Below are 20,773 nucleotides of genomic sequence, written 5' to 3'. Positions count from 1 at the left end.
GCATACTATTAATGATCGAAAAGACTTTATACATAGTTCGCCACGGGCAGACAGACCTGAACAAACAAGGTATTGTGCAAGGACGGGGACGAAATACGGACCTGAATGACGAGGGCCGCCGCCAAGCACAGTTATTTCATGAGGCTTATAAGAATATTCCTTTTGATAAAATCTATATTTCTGAGTTAAAGCGCACTCAGCAAAGTATCCAGCCTTTTATTGATGATGGCATTCCATTTGAAAAGCTATCAGGATTGGATGAGCTTGCATGGGGGGTTTTAGAAGGCCAACCAAGTACACCCGAAAACAAAGCCGCCTTTTTAAAGTTGATGCGTGATTGGCTGGATGGTAAACTTGACAGTAAGTTTGAAGGTGGCGAAAGTCCAAATGAAGTAAAAGCAAGGCAATTAGAGGCATTGAAGGTTATCATGAGCCATGCTGAGGAAAAAACGGTGCTCATTTGCATGCATGGGCGTGCACTGCGCTTGTTCCTTTGCATTTTGCAGAATTTGCCTCTTACCGAAATGGAGAATTTCCCGCATCAAAACCTGGTGCTGTATAAAGTGACCTGGGACGGCGCCAAATACGAGGTTGTCGATTTTAATAATGCGCAACATTTAAAATAATACGTAACTACCCCGTGAAAAAGATCAGAATATCTGCCGTCAGCTATACCAATACCAAACCATTTATTTACGGAATACAACATACTTCGGTAATCGATCAGATCGACCTGAGCCTTGATATCCCATCTGATTGCGCCCAAAAACTCATTGATGATAAAGTAGATATTGGCCTGATACCTGTTGCTGCTGCTTTGAACCTGCCTGAGTGGCATATTGTGTCCGATTATTGCATTGGTGCAAATGGAGCAGTTAACTCGGTATTTATTTTCAGCAACTGCGATATTCACGAAGTGAAAACTATTCAGCTCGATCCACAATCCCGCACTTCAAACAACCTGGCAAAAGTCCTGATAAGAAACTTCTGGAAAGTTGAACCGCAACAGATCATAAATGCCGCGGATTATGCTCAATCTGCCGATACATATACAGCATTTGTGCAAATCGGCGACCGCACTTTTGGCAAAAAACAGCAATTTAAATATGTATATGACCTGGCTGAGGAATGGAAAAAAATGACGGGTTTGCCTTTTGTATTTGCCGCCTGGATATCCAATAAACCCATTTCGAAGGAATTTACCGAAGAGTTTAATAAAGGCCTAAAATTTGGTCTTGATCATCGCCTTGAATTATTAAAGGAACTCCCAAAGCGCGATGACTTTGATCTGGAGGATTACCTAATGCACAGGCTGGATTTTAACCTGACTGACGATAAGAAAAAGGCATTATATCTTTTTCTTGACTATATAAAAGCTCTGTAAAAGTTCGACCAATTATATCAGGGTATTACATGTAACAGGTGTAATGACGTAGGACACTTGTAATAGTTGCAGTCTCAGGGTACAAACAGCGTCGGTATATTATCAACTGTCGCATCAATTTGTTGCGTTCAACAAATTTCTCAATTTGTCACTGACAAACCGCTATTTCCTTATAAGGCAGAGATACCCTGAAAAATAATCCTTGTTGGTAACAACATCAGCAAAAGCAGCGGAAAGATTCAAATTTGCTATTTATTGAATTGCCGCAGGTGGTGGTCGATATGCTTATAAGCTAAATGCCCAACCTGTTCTCTGGTCATCTGTCCGAAAAAGGGGTGTATAAAGCCGGTGTTTGAAGGCTGTGCATTTTTTTCGATCAATGCAATCCATTTTGCTTTTTGGGCGATGATATCGCCACTGGTTTCTGTCACGATAAGCTCCGGGCTCGTGGGTGTGCTGCGCCTGAGTGGACTCTCATCTTTCACTAAGCTCTTTAATGCCATTTTCCCAAACACGCGGCCGATCAATGCCCGTTTGCATTTCAACTCGCCCGATACCATTTCTTCCCATAATGTACAATGTTTTATCATCTGATAAACATTCATTTTGCCCCATTGAGGCATACTGTTTTCATTGAGTGAATTGATCCTGTTGATCAATACATCCCTTGTTGTTCGGTCAAATATTGTTTTCATATTTCGGGCATTGTTTAAACAAGTTGTGCAAGTGAGAACCAGTTGCCTGAATCGTCCTTAAATATGGCCTCAGTGCCGTAAAATTCTTTTCTGGGAGCTTTGGTGAACTCAACGCCTTTGGCTTTTAACTCTTCATAGGTAGCAAAAATATCGTTGCAGGTAAAAAGGCCTACACCAAAAGTCCCTTTTTCAACAAGTTCTTTCAAAACTTTAATTGTGTCTTTGGGCAATAGGCCCCTGGTTAGCGGCGCTAATATAATCTCAAGTTCAGGCTGCTCAGGTGGGCAAACGGTGATCCAGCGGTCATTATTCGGCATCGGTACATCTTTTATAACCTTAAATCCGAGTTTATTGGTATAGAAGTCGTAAGCTCTTTTCTGGTCCAGAACATAGATGCTTACATGTGTCATTTTACTTATCATGTCTTTTCAAAGCCTAAATCGTTTTTGCAAAGTACAGGTATAAGCTAAAATTTCATTTCTCTAAAATTGCTAATTTTTTGGCTCACCACTTTCTTTAGGCGAAGTAACCGGGAATAAACGTCAAAACTGATTTGTCAATTTGCGCTTTTATTTTTTTTTTACACTTAACTATCTACCCCGATTTAGACCAACTCAAAGATCCTTAAATTCTGTAAATTTTGATTCAGTCAAGTAACCAATCAATAGCTTGACAAATCAGCCGAGAATCAACCCGATTTATTATTTATATCATATTTTGAGCGGCACAATCGCTATTTTGCTTCCAAGTTTGAAGAATAGATAAGCGCTTTTATAAATTATTTGTTATCAAAATATGCCATTTGTCATCAAATTGCAAAGAAATTGTTAAGAAATTTACTTGTTGTATAATGTACACTAAGTAACCTGGAAATTTATTGCAATAATGTAAAAAAGACACTTAATTTACGATAGGATTTTGCAAAACTCAAAAAAACGTCCTATACTTTATAAAATAATTACAAAAGTTGCCAAATATTTTAAAATTTAGCAATTGTAGCTTATTTTTGTTGCGGATTTAAAATTTAAGACAATGAAAAAATTATTTATAACCGCTGCAATCGCTACTTTGTTTAGCGCAAGCGTATTTGCCGATGGCACTAAAAAAGCTAAAACTGATGTGAATGTTTCTTACTCAGTTTTAAACCAATTCAATGCTGACTTTGCCGATGCTACTAACGTAGTTTGGACTGTTAATGGTTCTTTCCAAAAAGCTGATTTCGTTAGTGATAACGTAAAGAAAACTGCTTTTTATAACCTGAACGGTGAGTTTGTTGCTTTAACTCAGGATATTGATGCTAAGGCTATTCCAGCAAAAGCTATGAAAGAAATCAACGAATACTACAAGGGTTATGACGTTAATGAAGTGATTGTTATCCAAAACAACACTGAGTTGAACCCTGACGCTGATGAGACAGCATACTTTGTTGACCTGAAAAGCGAGGCTAAAGAAGTATTGGTAAAAATTAGCCCTGATGCTCACATTGAGTTTTACAAAGAAGTAAAGTAATTTAAAAATTACTGCTTTAAAAAGCCATTCCAGATTTGGGATGGCTTTTTTTATGCCTTTTGTGCATAATAATTAAAACAACTTACACCTTTCAGGCCTTTATTAAGGGTAAAATGCGCTTGATATGCCTAAAACCATAATTGTTTCAAACCGGCTGCCTGTAAGGATTCAGGAAATTAATGGCGAATATACGCTGTCGCCAAGTGAAGGTGGACTGGCAACAGGTTTAGGGTCCATCTATAAACAAAATGATAATATATGGATAGGGTGGCCAGGGCTGGAAATAACCGACGAAAGCGTTCAGAAAAAAATCACCCGGCAACTAAAAGATCAAAGTTTATGGCCGGTATTTTTATCTCAGGAGGAAATAAGTGAGTATTATGAGGGCTTTTCGAACGAGGTGCTATGGCCGGTTTTTCACTATTATGCCTCAACTTATGCTAACTATAAAGAATCGAACTGGGATTTCTATCAGCAGGTAAACGAAAAGTTTAAACAGGCAGTATTGAGCGTTGCTAAACCCGGAGACACGATTTGGGTGCACGATTATCAATTAATGCTTTTGCCAAGCCTGATACGGAAAGAACACCCTGATCTTTCAATAGGATTCTTTCTGCATATACCTTTTCCATCCTATGAAATGTTCAGACTGGTACCCTGGCGTGCCGAACTGATGCATGGCCTTTTAGGCGCCGACCTTGTGGGATTTCACACCTTTGACGATGTGCGCCATTTTATCAATGCTTCTACCAGGATATTGCCGGTAACTTCGTCTGCCAATATCATTACTGATGGCGAAAGATCTATTGTTGTCGAATCCTTCCCAATGGGAATTGACGATAAAAAATATGCAGCCCTAACTCGTGATCCGGAGGTAAAAAAAGATGTTAAGTTAATTCATGATACTTTCAAAAATACAAAGCTCATCGTCACCATTGACAGGCTCGATTATAGCAAAGGTATTTTGCAACGCCTCCACGTATTCGAATATATTTTAGAACATTATCCGGAATACCGCGAGAAAATTGCTCTCTATATGGTCGTTGTGCCATCACGTGACACTGTTCCGCAATACGCTCATTTGCGCGATCAGATTGATAAGAACGTGGGTACAATTAATTCTGTATACCGCACTATTGACTGGGTGCCTATCCATTATTATTACCGTTCGCTGCCTATAGAAATGTTATCAGCATTATACTCAACCGCTGATGTTTGCCTGGTGACGCCCATGCGCGATGGTATGAACCTGGTAAGCAAAGAATATGTGGCCAGTCGCGTGAATAACGACGGGGTGCTTATTTTAAGTGAAATGGCCGGGGCATCGAAGGAACTGATAGATGCACTCATTGTTAACCCTAATAACACTGTTGAGGTAGCACAGACGCTTATCCAGGCTATTAATATGCCTATTGAAGAGCAAAGAAAGCGTATGGTGCAAATGCGGCAAATGGTTTCCAAATTTAATGTATCGCATTGGGTAAAAATATTTATGGATAAACTGAACGAGGTGAAACAGCTGCAGCGCTCAATGCTCACACGTCACGTCGGTTCTGCTACCGAACAGTCCATCATCAGCCGTTATGCCAAAACACAAAAACGGATTATATTCCTGGACTATGACGGTACCCTGGTCGATTTTAAACCGGTTATAGATCAGGCAGTTCCAGATGAAGATCTGTATTCCATCATAAATCACTTAACAGAAGACCCTGCAAATCACGTTGTGCTGATCAGCGGGCGTAAACATGATATTCTGGGCGAATGGTTTGCCGATTACGACATTGACCTGATAGCGGAACATGGTGCCTGGTTCAAAAAACAACACTCGGGATGGCATAAACTGCCGGGGCTTTCTGCACAATGGAAACACGACATTTTACCGGTGATGGAAACTTATGTCGACCGCACACCCGGAACTTTTATTGAAGAGAAATCCTATTCTCTGGTTTGGCATTACCGCAAGGCCCAAAAAGGATTGGGTGAACTCAGGGCGGGAGAATTAATGAATACGCTCAAATATATCGCTAATGATAAGGGCTTGCAGTTGTTGCCAGGTGATAAAGTAGTGGAAGTGAAGAATATGGAAATCAACAAAGGCAAAGCAGCATTGACTATGGTGGATGGGGATAAATACGATTTTATAATGGCTTTGGGCGATGATTATACCGACGAAGATATCTTTAAAGCGCTGCCTGAAAGTGCCATAACTATAAAAATCGGAAGCAATCTGTCTGCAGCGAAATTTTATCTGCGTACCCCATTTGAAGCCCGTAGATTATTAAAATCACTTGCAGAGAACACCTTTGTGAAATATTGACGACTATAAGAATATCGGCCTGTCCAGCTTCATAGCAATACGATAGGCCGCATTCATTAACCCCACATGGCTATAGGCTTGAGGAAAATTACCCCACTGACTACCGTCATTCTCATCAACATCCTCGCTGAAAAGCAACAGATGATTTGAAAACTGAAGCAAATTTTCAAATTCCTTCAATGCATCATCTATACGGCCCACAGTTGCCAGTGCCTCCACATACCAAAAGGCGCAGATCAGAAAAGTAGCCTGCGGTTTCCCAAAATCGTCCTTGTATAAATATCTGTAAAATAATCCGTTAGATGCCTTTAGTTCTTTTTCTAATGCAGCTAAATGGTCCTTGGCCCTTTTTGATGTAGGGTCGAGGTAATTCATCATGATTAGTTGCAATGTACTGGCATCAAGATTAGGACTCGCCGACGAATTAGTATACACTTTCCTTTTCGGATCATAACAGCTTTCGATATGTTTGGCGGCTCGCTTTTTTAACGAAATGGCTTTTCTTACCAATATTTTATGCTCTATGGTACGCGCCATTTTCTCCGCAGCACAGGCCCCGGCCCATTGGAAAAGATTGCTATAGCAATGAATATTAGCCATGTTGCGGAATTCCCATATCCCGGCATCTTTTTCATCAATAGTCTTCTCTATTTTGGTAAGCAAATAATCTATCCAGCGCGCCGAATCTTTTCTTTCAGAAAATATAAAGCGATGATCAGTATACAAGGGGAGTACAGAGATGAGTACCTGTCCATAAATATCATTCTGAATATGCTCATAAGCCTGATTACCAACTCGGACTGGTTGGTTGCCCATATAACCATCCAGATCATCTAATATTCTCTCTGTTAAACGTTTCTGGCCGGTAATACCATATAGAGGCTGATATCTAAAGTCTTCAGAGAAAGAAATATCCGTAACGTAGTTAAAGTATTTCTCCATCTCTTCAAAGTGGCCAATATGGTTTAGTGAGGTGATCACATAGTAGGTATCACGCAGCCAGCAATAGCGGTAATCCCAGTTTCGGCCGCTATCCGGCGACTCAGGCAAACTGGTAGTACTTGCAGCGATAATAGCGCCGGTGTCTTCAAACTGGTGTATTTTAAGCGCCAGGGCCGAGCGGATCACATAAGGCTGATAAAAAGGGGCAATAGATGAGTGTTTAATCCATGTTTGCCAATAACGGGTTGTCTCGTGAAGAAAACGTTCCGAAGTACTTACCAAAGGTGCCTCCAGCGGCTCGCCGTAGGTCATTGCCAGATATTTGGACTCATTCAACACAAAAGCATGTTCATCAAAAATATAACTGATAGGGATATCGGTGGTCAACCGCATATTTTCATCCCCTCCTAAATACTGGATATGATTGCTGCCGCGATTAACCTGTAATTTGATCTCACCATACTCCGAAACAGGCGTGCATTTTACTTTTATTCGGGGCGAGCCGTCTATCGCTTCAATCTTCCTTATCAGCATCAAGGGTTTATAATATCGTTGACTCTGATAAAAACGCGGAGCGAAATCGGTTATGCGATATGCTCCGCCACTTTTTACGGTTATTTCAGTGATCAATATATTCGTGTTTTCCTGGTAATATTGATAAGAAGTATAATCTCCTTCCGGCAAAATTGAAAACTCTCCGCCTTTTTTCTTGTCAAGCAGACCCCCGAAAATAAATGTGCTGTCGAAACGGGGCCAGCAAAGCCAGTCGATGTTGGTGTTCTTGTTTACATGCGCCAGGAATGCACAGTTGCCTATAATTCCTGTTTGGTAGGTATGTCTTGCCATCGGATAAGTATCAGCTTAAGGTTCTTAATTAGCTTCAACAACAAACCTTGTATAATGTTGGTGTAATTTTTATTCTACAATGTATATGTATTTGATAGATATTTTGCAACTTGCCCTTGACAATGCCAGTAATGGCTGTAAATTTATAATCTCGATAAACCATTAAATTTTATTCTTATGAGCTTAAGACTAGGCGATGTGGCCCCGAACTTTAAGGCCCTGACATCAAAAGGTGAAATAGATTTTTATGAATACCTTGGCGACAGCTGGGGCGTATTGTTTTCACACCCGGCAGATTATACACCGGTATGTACTACTGAATTGGGTAAAACAGCTTCGTTAAAAGATGAGTTTGAAAAACGTAATGTGAAGGTCATCGCGCTGAGCGTGGATTCAGTGGAATCGCATAAAGGTTGGATCAACGACATCAATGAAACCCAAAATGTCGAAGTGAATTTCCCGATAATAGGGGATGAGAACCGCGAAATTGCCCTGACTTACGATATGATCCACCCAAATGCGTCATTGACCGCTACGGTGCGTTCGCTGTTTATTATCGCTCCTGATAAGACCATTAAATTGATCATCACTTATCCCGCATCAACCGGAAGAAACTTTCAGGAAATACTACGCGTGATCGATTCGTTGCAACTGACTGCTTATTATAGCGTTGCCACACCGGCTGATTGGAAAGACGGCGAAGACGTGGTTGTGGTTCCCGCAATTAAAACTGAAGATATACCGGCTAAATTCCCTAAGGGACATAAAGTTATAAAATCATATTTACGCACAACGCCACAACCAAATAAATAATTTTTATTTTTTAAATAATTTTATATATTTGAAAAACAGGTTAATATTATAATGCTTTCTGAGAGTTAAAACCAATTTTATTTCAGTTTGCCTTTAGTTTTTAATCTTTAACACAATTTTTTTTAACAGTATAATAAATTATGAAAACTGGAAAAGTAAAATGGTTTAACACACAAAAAGGTTACGGTTTTATCATTACCGATGAAGGCAAAGATCTTTTTGTACATTTCAAAGATGTACAAGGAGGAGTAAATGCCATTAAGGACAATGACAGCGTAGAATATGATGTGGAAGAAGGCAGAAAAGGATTACAGGCGGTAAAAGTGAAAAAGATATAGATTAAACTTATTCTGATTTTGAGAACCTCTGCAACTGAATTGCAGAGGTTTTTTTATGCTAAAATGAATAATTAATTAAATTAGCCCACCCAATTATTGCAATTTATGACAGAAACCGCTTCTCCCAAACTTACCCGCAACGCTATTTTACTGGTATTGGTAGCCTCGTTGGGTTATTTTGTTGACATCTATGACCTGGTAATTTTTTCGATCGTGCGCGTTAAAAGTTTGCATGATATTGGTGTTGCAGATGGTGATGCCAATCGATTGACGGGCGTACATATCATCAACATGCAAATGCTTGGCTTGTTAATAGGCGGCATATTCTGGGGAATATTGGGTGATAAATTGGGTCGCATAAAAGTCTTATTCGGATCGATCCTTTTATACTCCATAGCCAATTTTGCCAATGGTATGGTGCACGATGTTAACATGTATGCCATTATCCGGTTGATTGCAGGCATAGGTTTAGCCGGAGAGCTCGGGGCTGGTATTACATTAGTCAGTGAAACGTTGAGCAAAGAAAACAGGGGATATGGAACCATGTTTGTAGCAGTTATTGGTCTTTTGGGGGCTGTAGCTGCAGCGATGGTGAGCAAATATGATTGGCGCACTGCTTATTATGTTGGAGGTGTATTAGGAATCATCCTGCTTTTATTGCGATTGGGAACTTTTGAATCAGGAATGTATAAAACGGTCGCTAAAGCTTCAGAAGTATCAAAAGGTAATATGCTGATGCTGTTTAGCAACTGGAAGCGGTTTTATAAATACCTGTGTTGCATATTTATCGGAGCCCCTTTGTGGTATGTGGTAGGTATTTTGATTACGCAATCACCTGAAATTGGGAAAGCTTTAGGTGCAAAGGGAACATTAAGTGCCGGTACCGGCATTCTTTATAGTTATGTTGGCATTTCCGTAGGCGGGATTTTTGCCGCAATATTGGCTCAGCTAACCAAATCAAGAAAATTAACGATGCTCATTTACCTGATTTTGTCTGCATTGAGTGTCGTAGCTTATCTCAGCGCTAAGGGCATTACCAATAGTCAGTTTATCTGGCTTTGCTTCTTCATGGGTTTTGCAGTAGGATACTGGGCCACATTTGTAACTATTGCAGCAGAGCAATTTGGCACCAACATACGGTCGACGGTTACTACAACAGTCCCCAATTTTATCCGTGGATCGCTGATCCCAATCAATGCCCTTTTTAATGTGTTTGTACTGCATTACGGCATGATTAACAGCGCGTACATCATGATGGCCATTCTTACTGTTTTGGCATTGTTCTGCCTTAGTCAGTTAAAAGAGAGTTTTCATAAGGATCTGGATTACGTGGAGGTTAGTTAAGTTGTTGGCTGGTTGTATGGGTCGAAATAGTTGTGATGGTTAAATTTCTATCAATCCAGGTTCAGCCAACAATCACCTGCTTAACTGATAACTGATTAACCGAATCAACTAATTAACTACCTTTGCCCCCGATGATCAGTAAGGAACAGGTAGCTGAAGATTACCGGCTAATACAGGATGAAATATGCTCGTCCCTTGAGCAATGCGATAGTAAAGCGCGCTTCGAAGAAGAACTATGGGATAGAGAAGGTGGCGGCGGTGGCCGCACACGTATTATTCAAAACGGGAACATTTTTGAAAAAGGCGGAGTGAATTTTTCAGCCGTTTATGGTCATTTGCCACAGGCAATGAAAAAGGCTCTGAATGTTGATCAGGAAGAGTTTTTTGCAACAGGCGTTTCTATCGTTATACATCCCAATCATCCCATGGTGCCCATCATTCACATGAATATCCGGTATTTTGAAATGCCGGGCTCAGAAGTGAGATGGTTTGGTGGGGGGATTGACCTTACGCCGCATTATGTTTTCGAGGATGATGCAGTTTATTTCCATAGCAAACTGAAAGCAGTCTGCGATAGCTATTATCATGATTTCTACCACCGCTTTAAGCTCTGGGCAGACGACTACTTCTTTATCAGGCACCGGAATGAAACCCGTGGCATAGGCGGCATATTTTACGACCGGTTGACTGCAAGTGATGAATTAAGCTGGGAAAAAGTATTTGAGTTCTCAAAAGCGATAGGGCGATCTTTTGCACCGGTTTATACCGAACTTGTAAACCGCAACCGGGAGAAGGATTTTACAGAACAGAATCAGCTATGGCAATATCAGCGCCGCAGCCGGTATGTAGAGTTTAACCTGGTGTATGATGCAGGCACGAAGTTCGGACTTGAGACTAACGGTCGCATCGAATCTATTTTGATGAGTTTGCCGCCAACAGCTAAATGGGTATATAATTTTCAACCTGAACCCAATAGCGATGAAGAAAAAACGTTAGCACTGTTAAAAAAGGGGATTAACTGGGTATGAGGCAGAAACCAGGCTTTGTTGCATCACTATTTGTTTTAGCGATTACTGCATCCTCATTTATTGCGAAGCAGTCGTTAAAAGGCGCCTGGGAATACGCTGGCGGCATTTATAACGGCAAGAAGGAGGGGGCACCTACTGATTATAAGCTTCAGCGTAAATACGACAAAGAGCATTTTGAATCATTTTCTGTCGATAGTGGCAGCGCTCCTGAAAAATATGAAGCCGGCGATTATATCCTTCACGACGATACCTGCGTAGAAACCCAAACCTTTAGCGGACCACCATCAAAAGTATTAAATATCCCTGTTCCATATCTCTATTTCATTCGTAATGACACACTTACACTTAAGGCTACTTTGCCCGGCGGAATGGTGGTAGAGGAGTATTGGAAACGCATGAAATAATCAGGCATTGCTTAGCGTTATCTATATTCAATTTATTGTTTGATTTACTCACATATCAGCCCGAATGTGTATAAATAACCTGCCTTAAAACGAAGTATTTTTTTAACTTCGCAGGTCGGTAAAAAAGCAAATTTAAACCGGCAGTATAACCAGAAGATTCTACAGAAAAAAGAAAAATGGCTGACGAAACAGGAACTGGAAACAACCAGGGAGAAGACAGAATAATTCCAATAAATATTGATGAAGAAATGCGATCGGCCTACATTGATTATTCAATGTCGGTTATCGTATCCAGGGCATTGCCCGATGTCCGCGACGGCTTAAAACCTGTTCACAGGCGTGTGCTTTTTGGCATGCTTGATCTGGGACTAAGCAATAACAAACCTTATAAAAAATCTGCACGTATCGTCGGTGAGGTGATGGGTAAATACCACCCGCACGGCGACTCGTCGGTATATGATACCATGGTGCGTATGGCCCAGGAGTGGAGCTTACGGTATCCACTGGTAGAGGGCCAGGGTAACTACGGATCAATCGACGGTGACAACCCGGCGGCAATGCGTTACACTGAGGCAAGGCTGCAAAAGATAGCAGAAGAGATGCTGGCCGATATCAACAAGGACACCATCGACTTCCAGCTGAACTTTGACGACTCGCTTGAAGAGCCAACCGTACTGCCATCAAAATTCCCTAACCTGCTGGTTAACGGTGCCTCGGGTATTGCTGTAGGTATGGCTACCAACATGGCCCCGCATAACTTAACAGAAGTTATCGACGCTACCATTGCGTTTATGGAAAACCGTGAGATCGAGATATCGGAACTCATGAAACACATCAAGGGCCCAGATTTCCCGACAGGCGCGATCATTTATGGTTACGAAGGTGTGCGCGATGCCTTTGAAACCGGTCGTGGCCGTGTAGTATTAAGAGCCCGTGCCGAGATTGAAACTTACAATAACGATCGTGAGCGTATTATTGTAACCGAAATACCTTACCAGGTAAATAAATCGATCATGATCGAGCGTACTGCCGATCTGGTCAACGAGAAAAAGATCGACGGTATCACCGCTATCCGGGATGAATCTAACCGTGAAGGTATTCGTATCGTTTACGAGATCAGAAGAGATACTAATGCAGCCATCGTACTAAATAATCTGTACAAATACACTTCGCTGCAGACATCATTTAGCGTAAATAATATAGCGCTTGTGCATGGCAGACCGATGATGCTCAACCTGAAAGACCTGATCCATCACTTTGTGGATCATAGGTTAGATGTGATCGTTCGCCGTACCAAATTCGAGCTTGCAGAGGCTGAGAAACGTGCTCACATCCTCGAAGGCTTACTGATCGCATTAGATCATTTGGATGAAGTGATTGCCCTTATCCGTGCTTCTGATACGCCGGATGCAGCCCGCGACGGGTTGATGAGCAAGTTCGGCCTGAGTGAGATACAGGCACGCGCTATCCTGGATATGACCCTGAGAAGGTTAACCGGACTGGAACGTGATAAGATCAAAGCCGAATACGCTGAACTGATGAAGCAGATAGAATACTTAAAATCTGTTTTGGCCGACGAAGGCTTGCGTATCCAGATCATTAAGGATGAACTTTCCGAGATAAGGGAGAAATACGGTGATGAGCGCAAAACTGAAATTGTGCATTCATCTGCCGAAATGATGACCGAAGACTTCATCGAGGATGAAGATGTGGTGATCACCATTTCACATGAAGGGTATATCAAACGCACTCCGCTTACCGAATACCGCAGACAGGGCAGGGGTGGAAAAGGAGCCATTGGTAGCAATAGCCGTGATGAGGACTTTATCGAGCACTTGTTAGTGGCATCCAACCACAACTATATGCTGTTCTTTACCGAAGCAGGTCGCTGCTTCTGGCTAAGGGTATTCGAAATTCCGGAAGGTTCACGTACATCCAAAGGCCGCGCTATCCAGAACATTATCAATATTCCTAAGGAAGAGAATATCAAGGCGTATATTAAGTTAACCAGCCTGAAAGACCAGGAATATCTTGAAAATAACTTTATTATCATGTGTACCCGCAAAGGTACCATCAAGAAGACCTCGCTGGAGGCTTATTCACGCCCACGTGCTAATGGTATCAATGCCATCAACATTAACGAAGGCGATATGCTTCTGGAGGCTAACCTGACTAGTGGAACCAGTGAGATCGTAATGGCCTTGAAATCAGGCCGTGCAATCCGCTTTAATGAGTCAACCGTTCGCCCGATGGGACGTACAGCTACGGGAGTTCGTGGTATTAGTTTGGAGGACCAGAGTGATGAAGTAGTAGGTATGATCAGTATTGATAACCCTGAAACAACCGTATTGGTGGTTTCTGAAAAAGGTTATGGTAAACGTACCGATATTGATGACTACCGTGTGACCAACCGCGGCGGTAAAGGTGTAAAAACACTTAATATTACTGATAAAACAGGAAAACTTGTTGCTATAAAAGGTGTTACTGATAAGGAAGACCTGATGATCATTAATAAATCAGGTATCATTATCCGTATCGCTATTAGTGAGTTAAGAACTATGGGCCGTGCTACGCAAGGAGTGAGGCTGATCACCCTGAAGGGGGATGATGAGATCGCTTCAGTAGCAAAAATCGAACATGACGAGGACGAGGAAGCACAGGATAACATCGAAGGAACTGAAAATCCGGATACTGATACTGAATCTTCAACTGGCGAAGAAACTGAATAAAATATGGCTTGCCGCAAGGTAATTTTACTGCTTGTTATATCGTTATTTTCCGCTTCGGTCACTTTTGGGCAAACAGAAGTATTTAAAAGCGTGGTCAACAATCTGGCTTTTTACAAGCAGAAGAAGGATCTCAAATACTTAACCAGCGCCAAAAAATCAGTTGACAGTTTGATTAAAACTCATTCTGACTCGGTTGACCTGCAAAAAAATATGTATAAGGCGGTTGTTTATTCGAGCATTGTTTATATCGATTCAACTAACAAGACCAAACAGCCGTCAAATTTCTTTGATCAGACGCGTCGTCACCTGGATAAGCTGTTAGCTAACAAAAAGAGCTACAAGTACCAGCCCGAACTTGATTATTGCCGAAACTGTATAGCCAATGTTTATTTGCGCAAGGGTTTTGACTATATGCGGATGTCGGATTTTAACAATGCCATCGCAACCTTCCAAAAAGCGAAGAAATATGCACCCGAGTTCAAAAATCTGAATGCATATATTGCTTATGCTAATAATAGGCTGGGAAATTTATTAGATGCTGGAAAATACTATACCGATCTTCTGAAGACGGATAGTACAAAAGCCGAATATATTGAGGCCGCATCAAATACTTTTAAAGCAATAGGGGACACTTCCAAAGCCTTGCAGATTCTGCAAAAGGGGAGGAAACATGTACCCGATGATAAGTTTTTGCTTCTTGATGAAGCCAATATCTATAATAATAAGCGTGATTATCATGCGTTAGAGCCTTTGCTACCGAAATTGCTGGACGAAAATCCCAATAACGAAGAGGTGGTTTTTATAAGTGCGAACTGCTATGATCATTTGAATAAATTTGATAAGGCAGAATCACTATATTTACATGCTATTGAGTTGAATGGTTCTTTATATGAACCAGTGTATAGCCTTGGTGTTCTGTATTTTAAATCAGGGATCTTAAAACACGGCGACGACGGCGCAAAAGATATTGCAAGAGCAGGCCAGTGGCTTGAAAAAGCTGCAGAAATAAACCCCAATGATGTTAAAAGCCTGCAATTGCTGCAAATGGTATATGAAAAAACAGGTAACCAGGATCAATTAGATAAAGTAAGCGAAAAACTTAAATTAGTAACCAATCAATAACACATGAAAATCAAATTCTTATTGACCGGCCTTTTAGGGCTAATCACCATAAGTGCATTTGCTCAGAAAGGTGAGTTGAGTAATGCTCAGTCTGAGTATGAGAAATATGACGGAATTGCTAACGCAAACTTTGCACTTGCAAAGCCATCATTAACCAGTGCTAAAACTTCCATTGACAAGGCCTCAAGTAATGCCAAAACAGCTACTTTGCCTCAAACTTATGCATTAAAAGCAGCTATTTATGCTTCTTTAACTTCTCATGAGGCTGATGCTGCTACAGCTGCTACCGAAAGAGCCACCGCCGAAGAAGCTATTGCAAAGGCAAAGGAAACAGACACAAAAAATGAGTACAAGAACTTGATTGATCATGCTAGCAGGGAATTGGCGCAAATAGAATTGGACAAAGGTGTAAAGGCTTACCAGGACAAAAAATTTGAAGAGGCTTATAATGCTTTTATAGCTATGCAAAAGATATTACCTGGTGATACGACCTCAATGCTTTATGCGGGTGTTTCGGCTGCTAATGCAAAAAACTATCCTGGTGCTTTAGAAAATTATAACAAGCTATTAGCTACCAATTATAAGGATAAAGAAAAGATATATATGGATATGCCAGTGCTGTATATGTTAAATAAGGATACTGCTAATGCGGTGAAGATTGCAAGTGAAGCTGCATCCAAATATCCAAATAATGCTGATCTGCGTAAAGCTGAGATTGAAACAAGTCTTCAGGCTGGCCAGCAAGGTGACCTGATAGCAAAAATTGAAACGGCTATTAAAGCAGACCCCAATAACAAAAAACTGTATTATTATGCGGGGATCACGTATTCGCAAATAGCTGAAAGCGTACAAAAAGAAATGGCCAAATTGCAGAAAGCTGATAAAGCCGCTGAAAGCAAGGCTAAACCAGGGACTAAATTTACGCCTAATCCGCAAATAGCTAAACTGGGGCAAACCCGGGCAGACGACTTTGCAAAAGCTGCCGAGCAATACAAAAAGGCTGTAGCTTTAGACCCTAATTATTTTGAAGCTATATTAAACCTGGGTTATGTAATTATGGCTCCGGCTATTGATATGTACAATGCAGCCCGTTTTCTGAACGATCAGAAATCCTATGATGCAGCTATGAAGAAAGCTGTCGATCAGTTCAACCTGGCAAAACCATATTTATTGAAAGCAGTTGAATTGAATCCGCAATCTCCGGACGCATTAACCAACCTGAAATCGTATTATCTGGGAATTCAGGATAACACTAACGCTAATGAGACTCAAAAGAAAATAGATGCTTTGCCCAAAAAATAGTCGATAGGGGGAGATCATTTAAAGGCCTGCAAAATAAGCAGGCCTTTAAAATCTTGATATTACTTAACATAATATTAATTATGAGAAAATATATTAATTGTCAAATCGATTTAATATTTATCATTAAATGTTACATACAATAGCAATTGCCTGTAGATTCGCATTTACCAAAAACGAAAGACACTATGGATCTGCAATTGAAAAACAAAAAAGCCCTGGTTACCGGGTCAACGGCCGGGATCGGTTATGCGATAGCTAAACAATTAGCAAAAGAAAACGCACAGGTTTATGTAAACGGCCGTACCAGTGAACGCGTTGAATCGGCCATAAAAAAACTGAAAGAAGAAACCGGTAATGAGAATATCTATGGATTGATTGCCGATTTTTCAAACAGCACGGATATAGAAAATTTAATTGAGCAGCTGCCAGAAGTTGATATCCTGGTAAACAATGTTGGCATATTTGAGCCAAAAGCATTCAGGGACATTACGGACGGCGATTGGATGAAGTTTTTTGAAGTGAATGTATTAAGCGGTGTGCGTCTGGCCCGGGCTTATTTTGACAAAATGATCACCAAAAATTGGGGACGAATCATTTTCATCTCCAGTGAATCTGCTATACAAATACCTGATGAAATGATCCATTACGGAATGACCAAAACGGCCCAGATAGCCGTTTCCCGTGGATTAGCCGAGTTAACCAAAGGTACGGGCGTTACTGTGAATACTGTTTTACCGGGTCCAACTTTTTCGGAAGGTGCTGGTGATTTTATCGAAAAACTGGCTAAAGATCAAAATAAAAGCATCCAGGACATTGAAAAAGACTTTTTCCAATCCGTGCGGCCAACTTCGTTATTGCAGCGTTTTACCAGTACCGATGAAGTTGCCAATATGGTAGCTTATATCGCCAGTCCTTTGTCGTCAGCTACCAACGGCGCCGCTTTAAGAGCCGATGGTGGTGTTGTTAAAGGGATACTTTAATCAAAAAACATACACCGTTGTCGTAACTCGCCGAAATGGCGTGATTTTTATATTCTTTTCCTCCTTTATGTTAACGTATGTTAACAGATCGATCTTGTTTGGATTGCTCGTTATATATTAGAGTATTATTCAAACCGACCGATGCGCAGAAAGCTCAATATTATTTTTTTACTGATCACTTTATCGCTGTTTGGTATAATAGCTTTCCAGATATATTGGGCTTTAAATGCTTATGCAGTAAACAAGGAAAAATTTGACAGCAATATTGACGTGGCTTTGCAGCGCGCCATAAACGATTGTAAAAAGGAATATTTGGATTCACTGCGCACGGTTATCGCACGGCGCCTCTCCCCTCCCGAAACCCGTTTGAAACTCGACACTATAACCGAAACGGCCGATCATAACCTAAAATATTTGTACATTGATTCAATATCAAATTTGTTTTGGCAGACGAAGGACAATAGCCTTATACCCTTTTCTCAATTAGGGATTTATAGGAAAAAGATAGATCACAAAGCTAATTTAAGAGAACTAATTGCTGAAGCTGCTTTCAATAACCCGGTGCTGATGCACAATATTCTTCAGGGGTTTAGTATTTATGACATCAGTTCCCATGGCATACTTGGCTCAACGATCAGTCATGACAAAAGCGAAATGGATATACCTGAAGATCGCATTATGAAGTTTGATCCGGCATTAATTAATACCGTTTATGCACTTAGAAAAGATTTTCGTGAGACTGATAGCATCAAAATAGTGAAATATCTAAAGACTGAATTAAATAGACTGCATATCCGGGCGCCATTTAATCTGATAATTTCAACTTCAGCCACGGCACCGGCAAAGCTAAATTCACATTATAGTGAAACTACGGAGTATCACTATAAATATCATGGTTTCAGGATGTTTGTAAATATAGTTGGCCCAGAGTTCTTTGTGAGGGCTGTGATCAGAAACCCACAAAATGCCATCTTGAAAGGCATGTTGATTACATTGTTAATGTCGGTACTTCTTGTTGTGTTGACCGTATTTTGCTTTTGGTATATCTTCAAAACGATCATTCAGCAGAAGAAATTGAGCGAACTGAAGGATGACTTCATCAACAACATGACCCATGAACTGAAGACCCCAATTGCCACCATGACTGTCGCTATTGAAGGTCTGCAGAAATATAATGCACTAAACGATCCTGAAAAAACACAGCGTTACTTGCAGACCTCCAGGAATGAGCTTACACGGTTAAATGATATTGTAAGCCGGGTTTTAAATGTAGCGGCATTCGGCAATGATGAAGTAAAGCTTGTTAAAGAAGAGATAAATATAGATGAGCTGATAAATGATGTGATAGAAACCGAAAAGCTAAAGGCCAACAAACCGGTAACCATTTATTATGAGAACAAGGGCGATATAAAAACGATCATAGCTGATAAACTTCATTTCAGGAATATCATGGTAAACTTGTTAGATAATGCCATAAAATATTCCAATGAGCAGGTGTTAATCATCATAACGTGCTACAAAGTTGGCGACAATGCCTTACTTTCGGTTAAAGATAATGGTATTGGTATACCAGCATCGCATATCAGTCAGGTGTTCAATAAATTTCATCGCGTACCCACCGGCAATGTGCATAATGTGAAAGGAACGGGACTTGGGCTAAGTTATGTGAAATATGTCGTAGAGGCACATGGTGGCAGCGTTATGGCTGAGAGCGAACCCAATATTGGCAGCGAGTTCATTATATCTATCCCTTATAATCAATGAATAAAATACGGATACTTTTAGCCGAAGACGAACTTGCCCTGGCGCATATTGTGCGCGAAAGCCTGGAGCATGAAAATTTTGAAGTGATACTGTGTTCAAATGGCGAGCAGGCCTGGCAAAAATATGTAGAATGCAAACCTGATATCCTGGCATTGGACGTTATGATGCCTAAAATGGACGGGTTTGAAGTAGCTAAATATATTCGTCTTAACGACAAGACCACGCCTATCCTTTTCATAACCGCCCGGTCGCAACCTAAAGATGTTGTGGCCGGGTTTGAATCCGGAGCCAATGATTACTTGAAGAAACCATTCAGTGTTGAAGAACTGGTTGTAAGAATAAGGGTGTTGCTCAGTGATAACCGGCTGTTACAGAAGTCTAAAGTGAAAAAGGACGAAAGCTTTTCAATAGGCAATATTCTATTTAATCCGCACAAAAACAGCATTCATCAGGGCATCGAAAGCTGGCAACTATCCTCGCGGGAAAGTAATATCCTGAAGCTTTTATGCCAGCAGGAACAGGATGTGATTTCACGAAAGTCTTTACTGAAAACGATTTGGGGAGATGACAACTTTTTTAATGCCCGTAGCTTAGATGTTTATATCACCAAATTGCGTAAGCGACTGGAAGCTGATCCTAATGTCCAAATTATCAACATTAGGGGCATCGGCTACAAGTTGGTGTGGTGATAACTCATTCAATGTTGATTTCTTTTTACAATTGTCAGATAGGGGTTAAACATAAATTTCGGATATTTAGCCATCATGCTGGTATCTGAGAATGTTTTGAAGTGGGCACTTCGTTTTTACCCCCCTCTCCTTTTTCAACGCATTTGGGTGATCAGGTTTGCAAGAAACTTCCGTGGCGTGAGGGTGAAAGTGAACAAAAGCCTGATCAATAATAATTATAACCATTCCATATTCGGGGGGACTATTTTCGCGGCGGCAGATCCGTTTTATCCTTTGCTTTTTCATCAAATATTAAAGCACAAAGGTTACCATGTACGGGTATGGCTAAAGTCGGCTCAAATTAACTATTTGAAGCCCGGCCGGACCGACCTGTTTTTCGATATCAATATTACCGAAGAAGATATAACTGAGGTCGAGGATGTATTAAACACCAATGGCAAGCATGTAAAAGCTTATCCCATTGAAATGTATAACAAAGAAGGCGAACTGTGCGTGGCCGTGTCAAGCGAAATATATATCCGTAACCTGATTTTAACTGAAACCCAAGATACCGTTGCTATCTGA

The 20,773-nt window shown here is 40.8% G+C and carries 19 protein-coding genes; 16 read left to right on the top strand and 3 right to left on the bottom strand.

Annotated elements, in window-relative coordinates; translation table 11 throughout:
• Positions 1-11: 11 nt before the first annotated feature.
• Both Q3A68_RS04165 and Q3A68_RS04160 read left to right on the top strand, forming a co-directional pair.
• A complete protein-coding gene (locus Q3A68_RS04165; RefSeq protein WP_302899791.1) occupies positions 12-626 on the top strand; it encodes a histidine phosphatase family protein in 615 nt (204 codons plus the stop codon).
• A 14-nt stretch (positions 627-640) separates the two neighbouring features.
• Positions 641-1,384, top strand: coding sequence for a menaquinone biosynthetic enzyme MqnA/MqnD family protein (locus Q3A68_RS04160; RefSeq protein ID WP_302899790.1), 744 nt, complete (start codon positions 641-643; stop codon positions 1,382-1,384).
• A 248-nt stretch (positions 1,385-1,632) separates the two neighbouring features.
• Here the strand turns inward: Q3A68_RS04160 and Q3A68_RS04155 are convergent, their stop codons facing one another.
• Together Q3A68_RS04155 and Q3A68_RS04150 are read right to left on the bottom strand one after the other, a co-directional pair.
• Positions 1,633-2,079, bottom strand: coding sequence for a DUF1569 domain-containing protein (locus Q3A68_RS04155; protein ID WP_302899789.1), 447 nt, complete (start codon positions 2,077-2,079; stop codon positions 1,633-1,635).
• 14 nt (positions 2,080-2,093) lie between these two features.
• Entirely contained in the window at positions 2,094-2,489 is a 396-nt protein-coding gene (locus Q3A68_RS04150) for a VOC family protein (protein WP_302899788.1), read from the bottom strand.
• Positions 2,490-3,111: 622 nt separating this feature from the next.
• Here Q3A68_RS04150 and Q3A68_RS04145 point away from each other — a divergent pair.
• Positions 3,112-3,588: a hypothetical protein gene (locus Q3A68_RS04145; protein WP_302899787.1), complete on the top strand. Its 477-nt coding sequence runs from the start codon at positions 3,112-3,114 to the stop codon at positions 3,586-3,588.
• 124 nt (positions 3,589-3,712) lie between these two features.
• On the top strand, positions 3,713-5,908 hold the full coding sequence (locus Q3A68_RS04140; protein WP_302899786.1) for a bifunctional alpha,alpha-trehalose-phosphate synthase (UDP-forming)/trehalose-phosphatase: 2,196 nt from the start codon (positions 3,713-3,715) through the stop codon (positions 5,906-5,908).
• Between the two features lie 3 nt (positions 5,909-5,911).
• Here the strand turns inward: Q3A68_RS04140 and Q3A68_RS04135 are convergent, their stop codons facing one another.
• Complete coding sequence (locus Q3A68_RS04135; RefSeq protein ID WP_302899785.1) at positions 5,912-7,696, bottom strand: glycoside hydrolase family 15 protein; 1,785 nt, start codon at positions 7,694-7,696, stop codon at positions 5,912-5,914.
• 177 nt (positions 7,697-7,873) lie between these two features.
• Here Q3A68_RS04135 and Q3A68_RS04130 point away from each other — a divergent pair, with 177 nt between their 5' ends.
• The 12 genes from Q3A68_RS04130 to Q3A68_RS04075 all read left to right on the top strand — a co-directional run bounded on the left by Q3A68_RS04130 (position 7,874) and on the right by Q3A68_RS04075 (position 20,773).
• A complete protein-coding gene (locus Q3A68_RS04130; RefSeq protein ID WP_302899784.1) occupies positions 7,874-8,509 on the top strand; it encodes a peroxiredoxin in 636 nt (211 codons plus the stop codon).
• Positions 8,510-8,649: 140 nt separating this feature from the next.
• Entirely contained in the window at positions 8,650-8,847 is a 198-nt protein-coding gene (locus tag Q3A68_RS04125) for a cold-shock protein (protein ID WP_302899783.1), read from the top strand.
• A 105-nt stretch (positions 8,848-8,952) separates the two neighbouring features.
• Entirely contained in the window at positions 8,953-10,191 is a 1,239-nt protein-coding gene (locus Q3A68_RS04120) for an MFS transporter (RefSeq protein ID WP_302899782.1), read from the top strand.
• A 131-nt stretch (positions 10,192-10,322) separates the two neighbouring features.
• Positions 10,323-11,219: an oxygen-dependent coproporphyrinogen oxidase gene (gene hemF / locus Q3A68_RS04115; protein WP_302899781.1), complete on the top strand. Its 897-nt coding sequence runs from the start codon at positions 10,323-10,325 to the stop codon at positions 11,217-11,219.
• Positions 11,216-11,623, top strand: coding sequence for a hypothetical protein (locus tag Q3A68_RS04110; RefSeq protein WP_302899780.1), 408 nt, complete (start codon positions 11,216-11,218; stop codon positions 11,621-11,623). Before hemF ends, Q3A68_RS04110 begins: the two co-directional genes overlap by 4 nt.
• A gap of 176 nt (positions 11,624-11,799) precedes the next feature.
• Positions 11,800-14,352, top strand: coding sequence for a DNA gyrase subunit A (gene gyrA / locus Q3A68_RS04105; RefSeq protein ID WP_302899779.1), 2,553 nt, complete (start codon positions 11,800-11,802; stop codon positions 14,350-14,352).
• Between the two features lie 3 nt (positions 14,353-14,355).
• Entirely contained in the window at positions 14,356-15,474 is a 1,119-nt protein-coding gene (locus Q3A68_RS04100) for a tetratricopeptide repeat protein (protein WP_302899778.1), read from the top strand.
• Between the two features lie 3 nt (positions 15,475-15,477).
• Positions 15,478-16,776 (top strand): tetratricopeptide repeat protein, encoded by a 1,299-nt coding sequence (locus tag Q3A68_RS04095; RefSeq protein ID WP_302899777.1) that lies wholly within the window; start codon positions 15,478-15,480, stop codon positions 16,774-16,776.
• A gap of 185 nt (positions 16,777-16,961) precedes the next feature.
• Positions 16,962-17,756 (top strand): SDR family NAD(P)-dependent oxidoreductase, encoded by a 795-nt coding sequence (locus Q3A68_RS04090; RefSeq protein ID WP_302899776.1) that lies wholly within the window; start codon positions 16,962-16,964, stop codon positions 17,754-17,756.
• Between the two features lie 141 nt (positions 17,757-17,897).
• Complete coding sequence (locus tag Q3A68_RS04085) at positions 17,898-19,520, top strand: sensor histidine kinase (protein ID WP_302899775.1); 1,623 nt, start codon at positions 17,898-17,900, stop codon at positions 19,518-19,520.
• The gene (locus Q3A68_RS04080) at positions 19,517-20,209 is read left to right on the top strand and encodes a response regulator transcription factor (RefSeq protein WP_302899774.1); all 693 of its coding nucleotides are present in this window, start codon (positions 19,517-19,519) and stop codon (positions 20,207-20,209) included. The genes Q3A68_RS04085 and Q3A68_RS04080 overlap by 4 nt, the downstream gene beginning before the upstream one ends.
• Positions 20,210-20,284: 75 nt before the next feature.
• On the top strand, positions 20,285-20,773 hold the full coding sequence (locus Q3A68_RS04075) for a DUF4442 domain-containing protein (RefSeq protein WP_302899773.1): 489 nt from the start codon (positions 20,285-20,287) through the stop codon (positions 20,771-20,773).

The sequence above is a fragment of the Mucilaginibacter tolerans genome, from assembly GCF_030519375.1.
GTDB lineage: Bacteria > Bacteroidota > Bacteroidia > Sphingobacteriales > Sphingobacteriaceae > Mucilaginibacter.
Note: the sequence above shows the minus strand (reverse complement) of the source record. Positions and strands in the feature narration are given on the sequence as shown.